The 12,322-nt window shown below is 63.1% G+C and carries 14 protein-coding genes; 8 read left to right on the top strand and 6 right to left on the bottom strand.

Annotation, left to right across the window (positions count from 1 at the left end):
- Positions 1 to 129 precede the first annotated feature (129 nt).
- Positions 130 to 984 carry a class II glutamine amidotransferase gene (locus AAGW05_RS04795; protein WP_411803335.1) on the top strand — a complete coding sequence of 285 codons (855 nt, stop codon included), beginning with the start codon at positions 130 to 132 and terminating at the stop codon, positions 982 to 984.
- A 5-nt stretch (positions 985 to 989) separates the two neighbouring features.
- On the opposite strand, the gene AAGW05_RS04790 is transcribed toward AAGW05_RS04795, so the two are convergent.
- Positions 990 to 1,301 carry an ArsR/SmtB family transcription factor gene (locus AAGW05_RS04790; RefSeq protein ID WP_411803334.1) on the bottom strand — a complete coding sequence of 104 codons (312 nt, stop codon included), beginning with the start codon at positions 1,299 to 1,301 and terminating at the stop codon, positions 990 to 992.
- A gap of 53 nt (positions 1,302 to 1,354) precedes the next feature.
- Here AAGW05_RS04790 and AAGW05_RS04785 point away from each other — a divergent pair, with 53 nt between their 5' ends.
- A complete protein-coding gene (locus AAGW05_RS04785) occupies positions 1,355 to 2,284 on the top strand; it encodes a cation diffusion facilitator family transporter (RefSeq protein WP_411803333.1) in 930 nt (309 codons plus the stop codon).
- A gap of 101 nt (positions 2,285 to 2,385) precedes the next feature.
- Here AAGW05_RS04785 and pgm read toward each other — a convergent pair whose 3' ends face one another.
- Positions 2,386 to 4,029: a phosphoglucomutase (alpha-D-glucose-1,6-bisphosphate-dependent) gene (gene pgm, locus AAGW05_RS04780; protein WP_411803332.1), complete on the bottom strand. Its 1,644-nt coding sequence runs from the start codon at positions 4,027 to 4,029 to the stop codon at positions 2,386 to 2,388.
- Between the two features lie 188 nt (positions 4,030 to 4,217).
- Here pgm and AAGW05_RS04775 point away from each other — a divergent pair, with 188 nt between their 5' ends.
- A complete protein-coding gene (locus AAGW05_RS04775; protein WP_411803331.1) occupies positions 4,218 to 4,640 on the top strand; it encodes a DUF4190 domain-containing protein in 423 nt (140 codons plus the stop codon).
- Positions 4,641 to 4,747: 107 nt separating this feature from the next.
- On the opposite strand, the gene AAGW05_RS04770 is transcribed toward AAGW05_RS04775, so the two are convergent.
- On the bottom strand, positions 4,748 to 6,181 hold the full coding sequence (locus AAGW05_RS04770) for a peptide MFS transporter (RefSeq protein WP_411803489.1): 1,434 nt from the start codon (positions 6,179 to 6,181) through the stop codon (positions 4,748 to 4,750).
- Positions 6,182 to 6,408: 227 nt separating this feature from the next.
- Between AAGW05_RS04770 and AAGW05_RS04765 the strand changes: the two genes are divergently transcribed.
- Together AAGW05_RS04765 and pheA are read left to right on the top strand one after the other, a co-directional pair.
- The gene (locus AAGW05_RS04765; protein ID WP_411803330.1) at positions 6,409 to 6,735 is read left to right on the top strand and encodes a rhodanese-like domain-containing protein; all 327 of its coding nucleotides are present in this window, start codon (positions 6,409 to 6,411) and stop codon (positions 6,733 to 6,735) included.
- Between the two features lie 47 nt (positions 6,736 to 6,782).
- Positions 6,783 to 7,721: a prephenate dehydratase gene (pheA, locus tag AAGW05_RS04760; protein WP_411803329.1), complete on the top strand. Its 939-nt coding sequence runs from the start codon at positions 6,783 to 6,785 to the stop codon at positions 7,719 to 7,721.
- Here pheA and AAGW05_RS04755 read toward each other — a convergent pair.
- Positions 7,718 to 8,179 (bottom strand): hypothetical protein, encoded by a 462-nt coding sequence (locus AAGW05_RS04755; protein ID WP_411803328.1) that lies wholly within the window; start codon positions 8,177 to 8,179, stop codon positions 7,718 to 7,720. The two genes, pheA and AAGW05_RS04755, sit on opposite strands and share 4 nt — an antisense overlap.
- A gap of 170 nt (positions 8,180 to 8,349) precedes the next feature.
- On the opposite strand from AAGW05_RS04755, the gene AAGW05_RS04750 reads away from it, so the two are divergent.
- On the top strand, positions 8,350 to 8,523 hold the full coding sequence (locus AAGW05_RS04750) for a hypothetical protein (RefSeq protein ID WP_411803327.1): 174 nt from the start codon (positions 8,350 to 8,352) through the stop codon (positions 8,521 to 8,523).
- A 49-nt stretch (positions 8,524 to 8,572) separates the two neighbouring features.
- Here AAGW05_RS04750 and AAGW05_RS04745 read toward each other — a convergent pair whose 3' ends face one another.
- Entirely contained in the window at positions 8,573 to 9,640 is a 1,068-nt protein-coding gene (locus tag AAGW05_RS04745; protein ID WP_411803326.1) for a diacylglycerol/lipid kinase family protein, read from the bottom strand.
- A 51-nt stretch (positions 9,641 to 9,691) separates the two neighbouring features.
- On the opposite strand from AAGW05_RS04745, the gene serS reads away from it, so the two are divergent.
- Positions 9,692 to 10,969 carry a serine--tRNA ligase gene (gene serS, locus AAGW05_RS04740; RefSeq protein ID WP_411803325.1) on the top strand — a complete coding sequence of 426 codons (1,278 nt, stop codon included), beginning with the start codon at positions 9,692 to 9,694 and terminating at the stop codon, positions 10,967 to 10,969.
- A gap of 74 nt (positions 10,970 to 11,043) precedes the next feature.
- Here serS and AAGW05_RS04735 read toward each other — a convergent pair whose 3' ends face one another.
- Positions 11,044 to 11,340 carry a hypothetical protein gene (locus tag AAGW05_RS04735; protein WP_411803324.1) on the bottom strand — a complete coding sequence of 99 codons (297 nt, stop codon included), beginning with the start codon at positions 11,338 to 11,340 and terminating at the stop codon, positions 11,044 to 11,046.
- 71 nt (positions 11,341 to 11,411) lie between these two features.
- On the opposite strand from AAGW05_RS04735, the gene AAGW05_RS04730 reads away from it, so the two are divergent.
- Positions 11,412 to 12,287, top strand: a complete 876-nt coding sequence (locus tag AAGW05_RS04730; RefSeq protein WP_411803323.1) for an HAD family hydrolase — start codon at positions 11,412 to 11,414, stop codon at positions 12,285 to 12,287.
- Positions 12,288 to 12,322 lie beyond the last annotated feature (35 nt).

The following is a 12,322-nucleotide window of genomic DNA, read 5'->3' as shown; positions in this document are numbered from 1 at the left end:
CCCATTGTCTTCCCGCGCCCGTGCGCAGTCCGCAGATAAGAATATCGGCTGTCGGGCCGCTTGCGCGCCGCAGGGGCGGGAAATGGCACCAATCCGCCACCGGGGAGCGTTCGGCGCTAGGATCACAGCATGTGTCGACTCTTCGGACTACATGCGGGCGCGGACCCGGTCAGGGCCACCTTTTGGCTGCTCAAGGCCCCCGACAGCCTTTCGGAGCAGAGCCGCCGGGAGCCCGACGGCACGGGTATCGGCGTCTTTACCGGAAGCGGGCTGCCGCAAATTTCCAAACAGGCAATCGCGGCCTTTGAGGACGCGGAATTTGCCGTGGCTGCACGGGACCTGGAGAGCACCACCTTCATCGCCCACGTGCGGTACGCCACCACGGGCGCCCACACCGAGGTGAACACCCACCCCTTCGAGCAGGACCGGCGCATTTTCGCCCACAATGGCGCGTTCGGGGATTTGGCCCTGCTCGACGCCCGGTTGGCAGGCCTGGGCGGCACGGAGCTGGTCTTGGGACAGACCGACAGCGAACGAATGTTTGCCCTGATCACCGTCGAAACCAGGCGCCACGGCGGTGATGTGGCGGCAGGCATCACGGCGGCACTGAGCTGGATTGCCAACAACCTACCTGTGTACAGCCTGAACCTTGTCATCACCACTGCCACGGATTTGTGGGCGTTGCGATACCCGGAAACACACGAGCTGCAGGTGCTCGAGCGGGCCCCCGGCGGCCACCTTGAGGACCGGCCCCTCGCCGTTGACAGCAGCCGGATCCATGGTCACAGCCACGCGTTGGCCGGGCGCCGGTCGGTGGTCATCGCCACCGAGCCCATGGACGGCGACCCCGGATGGCGGATGCTGGCACCAGGGGAGCTGCTCCACGTCGACGCGGGGCTCAACATCACTTCGTCGACGCCACTGCCGCAGGAGCCGGCCCGCAGGATGGTTTTGGCGGAACCACCTGCTGGTTCCGCGCCGTAGCTGCCTCAAGGGTGTGGAACGTGGCCTTCGCTTGTCAGAAGTACGACGCCGAGCAGGTCGTTGAGTGCGTGGGCCAGCTGGGGATGAGCCAGCTCGTATCGGGACCGGCGCCCCTCGGCGATGGCAATAGCCAGACCACATTCGCGCAGGCAGGAGAGGTGGTTGGAGATGCTCTGGCGGGAGGCGCCCAATTGCGCCGCCAGGTCAGCGGGATACGCCGGCGACTTGGCAAGGCTCATCAAGATCTCGGCCCGGGTGGGGTCGGAGAGGGCGTAGCCAAACCTGGCCAGCACTGCTGCATTGCTAATGGGCTTCATTCTCAATATCATACAGCAGTTGCTGAATTCAGTGTTCGCTGTACTATTGAGGTATGTCAGGCCACGATCATTCCCACTCCCATGCAGGCGCCCCCGGCGAAAGCCACCAGGGCCGCATCGCCGTAGCGCTGAGCATCACCCTTGCCGTCTTTGTTTTCCAAGTCATAGGTTCAATCCTCACAGGCTCGCTCGCGCTGCTCTTTGATTCGGCCCACGTCCTGACCGACGCCGGCGGACTGGCCATGGCGCTGCTGGCGGCCCGGCTGATGGTGCGCCCGGCAACCAGCAGGCGCACCTGGGGATTTGCCCGCGCTGAAGTGCTCGCGGCAACAGCGCAGGCCGCGGTGCTTCTCGCCGTCGGACTGATTGTCCTGGTGGAGGGCATCCAGCGGCTCTTCAACCCCGTGGAGATCGCCTCCCAGGAGATGATCGTCTTCGGCGCGATCGGCCTGGCCGGGAACATCGCGTCAATGCTGGTGCTCTTGGGCGGGCGCAGCAAAAACTTCAACATGCGTGCTGCTTTCCTTGAGGTCGTCAATGACGCGCTGGGTTCGGTGGCCGTCATCATTGCTGCAATTGTCATTTCGCTGACTGGCTGGATGCAGGCCGATGCCGTGGTGGCCATGCTCATTGGCGCGTTGATTCTGCCACGCACAGTGAAGCTGCTGCTTGAGACTGTCAGCGTGCTCCTTGAGTCGACGCCGTCGGGCCTTGACCTGGACGACGTCAGGCGGCACATCCTTGGCATCGAGCACGTGATCAGCGTCCACGACCTGCACGCAAGCCAGATCGCCACCGGCCTGCCCATTTTGTCGGCCCACGTGGTGGTTGACGACGAGTGCTTTCACGACGGCCACGTCCCGCAAATGCTCGACGCCCTCCAAAGCTGCGTCGCAGGCCACTTCGAGGTCAGCATCGAGCACTCTACGTTCCAGCTGGAAACCGCCGGGCACGCGAAGCACGAACTCGGCGCCCACCATTAGAGCCCGCGCCCCGTTTGAATGAAAAATGCGCCCGCCTCCCGTAAATGCGCCTCGTATACAGGGCGCATTGATGGGAGGCGGGCGCGGAACTTCCGCCCGGCTTAGGAAATGACGCCGTCCACAATCGCCTTCGCCTCGGCCTGGACCTGCGCCAGGTGCTCAGCGCCCTTGAAGGACTCGGCGTAGATCTTGTACACGTCCTCGGTGCCTGAGGGGCGGGCCGCGAACCAGGCGTTTTCGGTGGTGACCTTCAGCCCGCCGATGGCTGCGCCGTTGCCGGGCGCCTCGGTCAGCTTGGCCGTGATGGTCTCCCCGGCCAGGGTCGTGGCGCTGACGTCCGCTGCGGAAAGCTTGCCCAGCGCGGCCTTCTGCTCCCGGGTAGCGGCGGCATCGATGCGAGCGTACGACGGCGCCCCAAAGCGATCTGTCAGCTCACCATAGTGAACCGAGGGGGACTTGCCCGTAACTGCCGTGATTTCAGAGGCCAGCAGGGCCAGCAGGATGCCGTCCTTGTCGGTGGTCCAGACCGAACCGTCCTTCTTTACGAAGGAGGCGCCGGCGGATTCCTCGCCGCCAAAGACACCCTCGCCCGAGAGCAGGCCGGGGACAAACCACTTGAAGCCCACGGGCACCTCAACGAGCTGACGGCCAAGATCGGCAGCTACGCGATCGATGATGGACGATGACACGAGTGTCTTGCCGACCCCTGCCGTTGCGGGCCACTGCGAGCGGTGCGTGTACAGGTACTGGATGGCCACCGCGAGGTAGTGGTTCGGGTTCATGAGCCCGGCATCCGGGGTGACGATGCCATGGCGGTCCGCGTCGGCGTCGTTTCCGGTGGCAATGTCATAGGGGGCACCCGCGGAAAGTTTGTTGATCAGCGAGGCCATGGCGAACGGTGAGGAGCAGTCCATGCGGATCTTCTCATCCCAGTCCAGGGTCATGAAGGCCCACTGGGGGTCGACTGTTGGGTTGACAACTGTCAGGTCCAAATTGTGGCGCTCGCCGATCTCGCCCCAGTAGTCCACGGACGCGCCGCCCATGGGGTCCGCGCCGATGCGCACGCCAGCGGCGCGGATGGCATCAAGGTCCAGGACGGAGGGCAGGTCATCGACATAGCCGGAGAGGAAGTCGAACTTGCCGGTGGTTGAGGCGGCCATGGCCTCGACCAGCTGCACGCGGCGGACGCCGCGAAGACCGTCCGCGAGCAGGTCATTGGCACGGTTGGCGATCCAGCCTGTGGCGTCGGAATCGGCCGGTCCCCCGTGCGGGGGGTTGTACTTGAAGCCACCGTCGCCCGGCGGGTTGTGGGAGGGCGTCACCACAATGCCGTCGGCAAGCGCCTCCGTGCGGCCCTTGTTGTGGCTGAGGATGGCGTGCGATACCGCCGGTGTCGGCGTGTACCCGTGCCGTGCATCAATCAAAACCTCGACGCCGTTGCCCGCCAGCACCTCAAGGGCAGTACTCTGCGCGGGGTCGCTCAGTGCGTGGGTGTCCTTGCCCATGTACAGCGGTCCGGTGATGCCCTGCCCTGCGCGGTATTCGACGATGGACTGGGTGATGGCGGCAATGTGCCCCTCATTGAATGAGGTCTTCAGTGAGCTGCCGCGGTGGCCTGAGGTGCCGAAGGCAACGCGCTGCCCTGGATCGTTTAGATCCGGGGTCAGGTCGTAATACGCATCAAGCAGCGCAGTGATGTCAACAAGGTCCTGGGGTAGGGCAACTGTGCCCGCTCGGCTAGCCATGGACCCAGCATGACAGAACAGGGCGCCCAATGGCACGCGCTGCCCATTCTGTGAAACCGCGCGGCGGGGGTCCTGACTATTGCTGGTGGTGTTCCTGCCTGCGGACCGCCAATGCTCGACTACGATGGGAGGCACCTTTACCCAGCCGTTTTCCCCGCCCATGGGAAACTTTTAAGCAGGAGACAGCAGTGTCGAACGAACCGGAGCAGCCGCAGCCCAACACGGGACGGCCGCCCAGCTTCACGCCGGCGGGTTACAACGCTCCAGCCGCCCCTCCTGCCTATCAGGTGCCGCAGTATGCGCCCCCCACGTATTACAAGGGCGGACCAGGGTACATCGACGCCACCAGCGGTCCACGCAGCCTGAGCCTGACGAGCATGATCCTTGGCCTGGCCTCGCTCCTGGTCGGATTCGGAATTCTCATTGTCCCGCAGATTCTCGGCATCGTTTTGGGTCACATGGGCCTGCGTAAGGAGAACCCGCAGGGCCGGGCCTTTGCGATTACCGGCCTGATCACCAGCTACCTGGCCCTGGTGATTTGGGGCGCACTGTACGCCTTCATCCTGATTGGTTTGGCGGTCATGGGAACAAACGCCTACAGCAGCTACTAGGCACCCGGACACGCCGGCCTCCTGCGGCGCCAACGGTCCCAAACGACGGCGGCACCCTGCCAACGCAAAATCGTTCGCCGGGTGCCGCCGTCGTACTTGGCCGGGAATTACAGGATCCCGGCCATCAACTTCTTGATGGGCTTCTGTGCCAGGAACAGCAGGACACCGAAAGCAATGGAAACCAATCCGACAACCAGGAAGTAGGGAGTTTCATTATCGGCGTCATACCACTGGGCGAGCACGCCGGACATGGCCGTTCCGAGGGAGACCGACAGGAAGAACAAGGCGACCATCTGCGTCTGGAACGCAGCCGGGGCGAGCTTCGTGGCCAGCGACAGGCCCACCGGTGAGAGCATAAGCTCGGCAACCGTGAACAGCAGCAGGATGAACACGATGGCCAGCAGGGGCACCGATGCCGTGGCGGCAAACGGGATGAACGCCAGGTACGCCAGGCCCATGACGACAAGCGCCACGGAAAACTTTACGGGCGTGCCTGGCTGGCGCGCGCCCCACTTGGTCCAGAGCGCGGCGAACACACCGGCGAGGATGATGATGAAGACCGGGTTGATGGATGTTACCCAGCTCGGCGGCATTTCCCAGCCGAACACCGACCGGTTCAAACGCGTATCGGCGTAGAGGGCAACAACCGTGAACTGCTGCTGGAACAGCGACCAGAATACGGCGCTGGCAAGGAAGAGCGGCATGAAGGAGAACACCCGGCTGCGCTCAACGTCAGTCAGCGTCTTGTTCGCCAGGATCACGGCAAAGTAGGCGATCGTTGCGAGGATGACCACGGCAACGATGACCCACTTCAGGTTCCCGGCGGTGATCAACTTCAGCGCAACTGCCGCAACAATCACTACGACAGCAACCGCGGCAATGATCCCGAACTTCAAGTACTGTGCCTTGGGCAGGGGATTGGCGATGCGGTGTGCCGATTCCGGCAGGTTCTTGCGGGTCAGGCCGTACTGGATCAGGCCAAAGCCCATGCCCACTGCGGCGGCGGCAAAGCCGATATGGAAGCCCCAGGTGACCTGCAGCCAGCCCGTGACGAGGGGGCCGATGAGTCCGCCAATGTTGATACCCATGTAGAAGATGGAGAAGCCTGCATCGCGGCGGTCGTCGTCCTTGGCGTACAAGGTGCCAACCAGCGATGTGGCGTTTGCCTTCAAGCCACCGGAGCCAACGCCAACCATGATCAAACCTGCGGCCAGGCCAATGGTTCCGGGCAGCGCGGAAAGGGCAATATGCCCGGCCATGATCAAGATCGCGCTGTAGAACAACACACGCTCTGAACCCAGGAGCCGGTCAGCCACCCATGCACCCAAAATGGTGGAGAGGTAAACACCTCCACCATAGGCGCCAACAATGCCAACGGCAGTGACTTTGTCAATGCCAAGGCCGCCATCGGTGACGGAATAGTACATGTAGTAGGCAAGAATGCCCTGCATGCCATAGAAGGAGAACCGCTCCCACAGCTCGACGCTGAAGAGGTTCAGCAGCATCTTTGGCTGTCCGAAGAATGATGTGTCGCGGGTCATTGGGGGTGCTGTGGCCGAAATGGCGGGGCTATTTTGAGAACTCACGACTTCAATTTTTGCATTACTGGGGCCTCGCGTCACATTTGCAATTAGTTGGTCTTCTGGTTTCCCACCTCCTACCGTGGGCTCGTTCCGCTCACCCCGGGCCCTTGGCGGCAAGTGCCTTGCTTCCTGCTGGGGGCTAGGCTTAGCCAGTATCGGTATCTTTTTTGCAAGGAGAAAAACACATGTCAGACATCATGAACGTCACCGTCGGCGAGCTTGGCGAGGATGCCGTGATTTTGGATGTCCGTGAAGACTACGAGTGGGAAGCCGGGCACGTTGATGGTGCAATTCACATTCCACTCGAGCAGCTTCCCGCGCGCCTGGAAGAGCTTGACCCCGACACGGACCTGAACATCATCTGCCGCACGGGCGGGCGCTCCTTCCGGGCCACCACGTGGCTGAACGAAAACGGCTACAGTGCCTTCAACGTGGTCGGCGGCATGGGTGCCTGGTTTGAGGCCGACAAGCCCATGGTCTCCTCCAACGGGGAAACCCCGCGCGTCCTCTAAGGTCTTCAACCCGCCCCCGCCTAACTGCCGCAATGAACAGGTGACCCATGATTTCCGCGCTCAATAATTCCGCGCTTCCGCTGACCTTCCTCGGGCCGCAGGGGACCTTTACCGAGTCAGCGCTGTTGCAGGTTCCGGGCGCGGACGCCATGGCACGGATCCCGTCAACCAACGCTGCGGCGGCCCTGGCCCTGGTGCGCAAGGGTGAGGCCTTTGCGGCCATGCTGCCCATTGAAAACTCCATCGAAGGCGGCGTCCCTGCAACCTTGGATGCCATTTCCAACGGCATGGAATTGCGCATCATCCATGAGGTTGTGGTGCCTGTGAGCTTTGTGCTGGTGGCACCCGCCGGCATTGAGCTGGCGGACATCAACGCCGTGGGCACCCACCCGCATGCCTGGGCGCAAACGCGCGACTGGTTTGGCGTACATCTGCCATTGGCCTCCCACGTCCCGGCAAATTCGACGGCGGCTGCCGCGCATTCGCTGCTGACAGGCACCGACGCGTTCCAGGCCGCGGTGTGCGCACCGCTTGTTGCCGAACAAACAGGGCTCAACATCCTCGCCGCAGGCATTGAGGACAACATCGGCGCGGTTACCCGGTTTGTGCTCGTGGCGCCCCCGGGTTCCCTGCCGGAACCAACAGGCGCAGACAAAACAACTTTGGCCATCCCCCTGCCCGAGGACCATCCCGGAGCCCTGATGGCCATCCTGGAGCAATTTGCCAGCCGTGGGGTCAACCTGAGCCGCATTGAGTCCAGGCCCACGGGACAGTTCTTGGGGCACTATGAATTCAGCGTGGACCTGGAAGGGCACATCCGTGATGCCCGCGTGGCCGATGCGCTGCGTGGATTACACAGGGTAACCCCGGAGATCCGCTTCCTGGGATCCTACCCGCGCGCCGACAAGCAGCCGCCACTGATCCGGCAGTACAACTCCGATTCGGCGTTCGAGGACGCGGCCGCCTGGGTGGATTCGTTGCTTTAAGTGGGTGGAGCCTGCGCAGGCATCAGGTCACTGGTCCTGGACCTGCCACGGCCCACAAGGATGAAAATGGGGATTACCAGGGCAACCGTGATGTAGACGTCGGCCGTTCCCCCGCCGGTGAAGAACAAGCCCGCAAGCTTGATCACCAGCAGCGCGCCGGTGCTGATGAGGGCCGCAAGCGGCGTCAGCCGTTCGGCGTACCCCCGCCTCATGTACATCAGCAGGCCTGTGGATAAAACGGCAAGTGCAAGGGCCAGCCCGATTAGTGATGCCACGAGCAGGTACCAGGGAGCGAAAATGAGGTTGGTGAGTGCCTGGGCAAACGAGGCCAGGGTTGTGAGTGTCCCCAGAATGAGGAGCAAAATGCTCCCCGGAAGCTTGAAGCCCAAGGGATCGGCAGGCCCAGACATGGCGTAGGGCTGCTGGTTCTTCGGATTCTCCTGCAAAGGTTTGCTCACTGCGTGACTCCCGGTCCACAAATAAAAGACGTTGGTGTCTACCCCCAAGAGTACCGCGACCTTGGATCTCTTTCGCTGTGACACTACCGAGCCTATGCTTGGCGTATCTTCAGGAAATGTCTTTTTGGAGAGGGAAGTGTTGGTCCCGGCAGGGAAGAGGCGAGTGAACCATGGATCCACAGACAGACAAGGGCAATGGCCAGGCCGGCCACATCGTGAATCCCGGCAAGAATGAAGGTCCGGATACGTCTGTGCGCGACGAGGGCGACAACGCGAATGAGTTGCGTTTTGACGAGGAGCAACGCCTGATCCGGGAACAGTCCCAGCGCCCGGAAACGGACTGACTGCAGGGGAGGGCCCGGAACCGGCAACCCCGGCGCGTTGCTTCGGGGCCTAGGCCGGGTTGTTTGGCGCTGCGACGCGCACCAGGACCGCCTTCGGCTGAACGCTGACCTTCACACACGTCGCCGGCCCCGAAGGGTCGCCGTCGATCTGGGTTGCCACCGGCATGACCGTGCGGATTGTCAGGTTCCGGGAGCGGTAAAAGTCGATGACAGGCAGGTTGTTCTTGTGCTGGAACAACACCTTGCCTGCCATCGCAAGCCAGCCAAGGGCGCTGCGCGGGCTGACCACCACAACGTCCAGGACGCCGTCGTCAATGAGGGCACCGGGCACGAAATCGATGCCGCCCGGGAGCAGTCCGCAATTGGCGAACATCACCGAACGGACCTTGCGCTGCTGGGCCGGTTCGTCGTCGAGGGTGATGCTGACCTTCTTGCGAGGTCCGGCCATGTGGCGCAGGCCTGCCTCGCTGTACGCCAGCCAGCCAACATGTTCCTTCAGCTTGGATTTTGTGTCATTCATGACGTCGGCGTCCATGCCAAGGCCCGCGATGACCATGAAGGAATGCTTGGAAACCGCACCCGTGACGCCGTCCTCGATTTCCATCAGGCCGGCGTCAATGTGGCGCTGGTGCCCGAACAGCGCGATCTGCACGTTCGCGGCAATGTCTGTGACATCAAGGCTAAGGTTGCGGGCCAGCAGGTTGCCGGTGCCCAGTGGGATGATGGCCATCGGGACTTCCGTGTGGCGCAGGGTCTGGGCCACGGCGCGTACAGTTCCGTCGCCGCCGCCCACAATGACGACGTCGGCCTTGACTTCCAGCGCGGCAGCGGCCATCGCGTAACCGGGGTCCGCGGCAGTGGTCTCCATGAAAATCGGGGCGGGCCAGTCAGCCTTTGACACCGAGCGGGAGATGAGAGTCTTGGCGTCATCGGCCCCGTTCTTGGTGGGGTTGAAAATGAACACCACCTGCTGTTTTGCCAGGTGAATCTTGTGCGGGGAATCCGCCACGGCGCTGCGCGTGTGCTTCTGCGCGAGCTTGCGCACGCCCAGCCAGCTGAAGGCAACGGCAAGCACAATGGCGGCCACAATGACGACGACAAGAATTTCAGTTGGCATGATTGTCCTACCCTATCCCGTGAACTTGCTTTGATTGGATAGGCTTAGGGGGTGATCGATGTACGAGACCTCTGCGAAAATCCCGAAATTTACCGTGCCAGCCAGCGTGCGCGCGGTGCCGAACCGTCTGTGGTGGACTCCATCATCGCCGCCGACAGCGCCAGGAAGTCCTCGATCAGCAGTTTTGAGGCCCTGCGCGCCGAACAAAAGGCTTTTGGCAAAAGGGTTGCCGCTGCCAAGGGCGAGGAGAAGCAGGCCCTGCTCGCCGAGGTCAAGGACCTTGCCGCCGCAGTGAAAGCCGCCTCCGTCGCGGCCGACGAGGCCAACGCGAGGCAAGAAGCGCTCGTGCGTGGACTGCCCAACCTCGTCTCCGACGGTGTGCCCGAAGGCGGCGAGGACGACTTCATCGTGGTCAAGACCGTCGGCACGCCACGCGAATTCCCCGATTTTGAGCCCCGCGACCACTTGGAAATCGGTGAGCTCATCGGCGCCATCGACATGGAACGCGGCGCCAAGGTTTCAGGCTCACGCTTCTACTTCCTGCGCGGCGTTGGCGCCCGCCTTGAAATGGCGCTCATGCAGATGGCCATGGACCAGGCGATCGAGGCCGGTTTTGTCCCCATGATCACCCCCACCCTGGTGCGTCCCGAGACCATGGCAGGCACCGGCTTCGACGTCAAGCACGACGCCGAGATCTACCGTCTCGCCGAGGACGACCTCTATCTGGTGGGCACCTCCGAGGTGGCCCTTGCCGGCTACCACTCCGAGGAAATCATCAATGTCGAGACGCCCGTCCGCTACGCTGGCATGTCCTCCTGCTACCGCCGGGAGGCCGGCGCATCGGGCAAAGACACCCGCGGCATCATCCGCGTGCACCAGTTCAACAAGGTGGAGATGTTCGTCTACACCACGGTTGAAAAGGCTGCCGAGGAGCACCAGCGCCTGCTGGCCTGGGAAGAGGAAATGCTGGCAAAGGTTGAACTGCCGTACCGCGTCATTGACACGGCCGCCGGCGACCTCGGCAACTCCGCCGCCCGCAAGTTCGACTGCGAGGCGTGGGTCCCCACCCAGGACGCGTACCGCGAGCTGACATCCACCTCCAACTGCACAACGTTCCAGGCCCGCCGCCTGAACATCCGCGAGCGTCTGACCACTAACGACGGCGGCAAGGGTGGCACCCGCGCCGTTGCCACGCTCAACGGCACACTCGCAACGACCCGCTGGATCGTTGCCATCCTTGAGCACCACCAGAACGCCGACGGTTCGGTCAACGTTCCCGTGGCCCTGCGCAAGTACCTCGGCGGCATGGAAGTGTTCCCGGTCCTGTAGCCGAACACGCGCCGAGAATGAACGCCGGGCAAACATCCACAGTGTGCATATTCCTGTGGATATTTGCCCGGCGTTCACTTTTGTAAGGGTTTACGATTATGTGGCCACGCCTTCGGGGTTGGCCTCCAGAACGCCGCGAGAAGTGCCACGGCAACACCCAGCGCCACGCCTGTCATGATGAGCGTGCGCGTCCCCAGGCGTGCGGCGAGCATCCCCGCGAGCGGTGCAACCACCCTGGGCGCAAGTATCCATGACATGGTCATCACTGATGCCTCGAGGGGACTGTAGCCCTGCACCACCTGCAGGAACCGGATCAGGATGAACACCGCACCGAACACGCAGGAGCTGAACCGGCCATTCACGGCATTCATTCACCCGCTGTTCACGAAGAATGTGGCGTCCTTCATGGCAGTAGGTGGGATTGGTCTGGTTCACTGGATATATGACAACGACAGCAACCATGGCCGTGTCTGGCATCGATGACCAGAAAACCGCAGTCCCGGCCCCTGCAACCACATCCATCCGCCACCTCGTCGCCCTTGACGTGGACGGCACGCTTGTTGACCACGACGGCAACATGAGCGCGAGCGTCCGCGACGCGGCCCGTGCCGTGGTTGACGCCGGTCACGAGGTCATTATCGCCACCGGTCGCTCCCTCGGCGCAGTCCTTCCCGTCGTCGAACACGTGGGACTCACCCGCGGCTACGCGGTCTGCTCCAACGGCGGCGTCACGCTTCGCCTGGACCCTTCCCTTGAACTCGGCTACGAGATCATCAACCGTGAAACGTTCAGCCCCCGCGAGGCCCTGACGACTCTGCGTGAGAAGATCCCCGGGGCCCGCTTCGCACTCGAGGACGCGAATGGAAACTTCCTCTCCACCTCACGCTTCCAGGACGCCAGCTTCGGCATCATGGCACAGGGCGTGGACTTCGCCCACCTGCTCGAAGCCCAGGCCGTGCGCGTTGTGGTCAACAGCGCCGAGGCCAGCACGGCCGAGTTTGCGGCCGCCATCGACGCTGCCGGGCTGCACGGGGTCACCTACGCCGTGGGCTGGAGTGCCTGGCTGGACATTGCGGCCGCCGGGGTCACCAAGGCCTCCGCGCTGGAGAAGCTGCGCGCCAGCCTGGGCTTGGACGCCGGGCTGACAGTGGCCGTCGGCGACGGCAGCAACGACGTTGAGATGCTCCGCTGGGCAGCCCGCGGCGTGGCCATGGGGCAGGCCGAGGACGATGTTAAGGCCGCAGCCAATGAGGTCACCGCCTCCGTGTACGAGGACGGAGCTGCCGCCATCCTGCGCAGCCTGCTCACCACGGACTAAGAAAACCCAGGCAAGTCAAAAAACGACGGCGGCGC

This window comes from Arthrobacter sp. LAPM80 (assembly GCF_046736435.1).
GTDB lineage: Bacteria > Actinomycetota > Actinomycetes > Actinomycetales > Micrococcaceae > Specibacter.
This window is presented reverse-complemented; position numbering and strand designations above follow the sequence as displayed.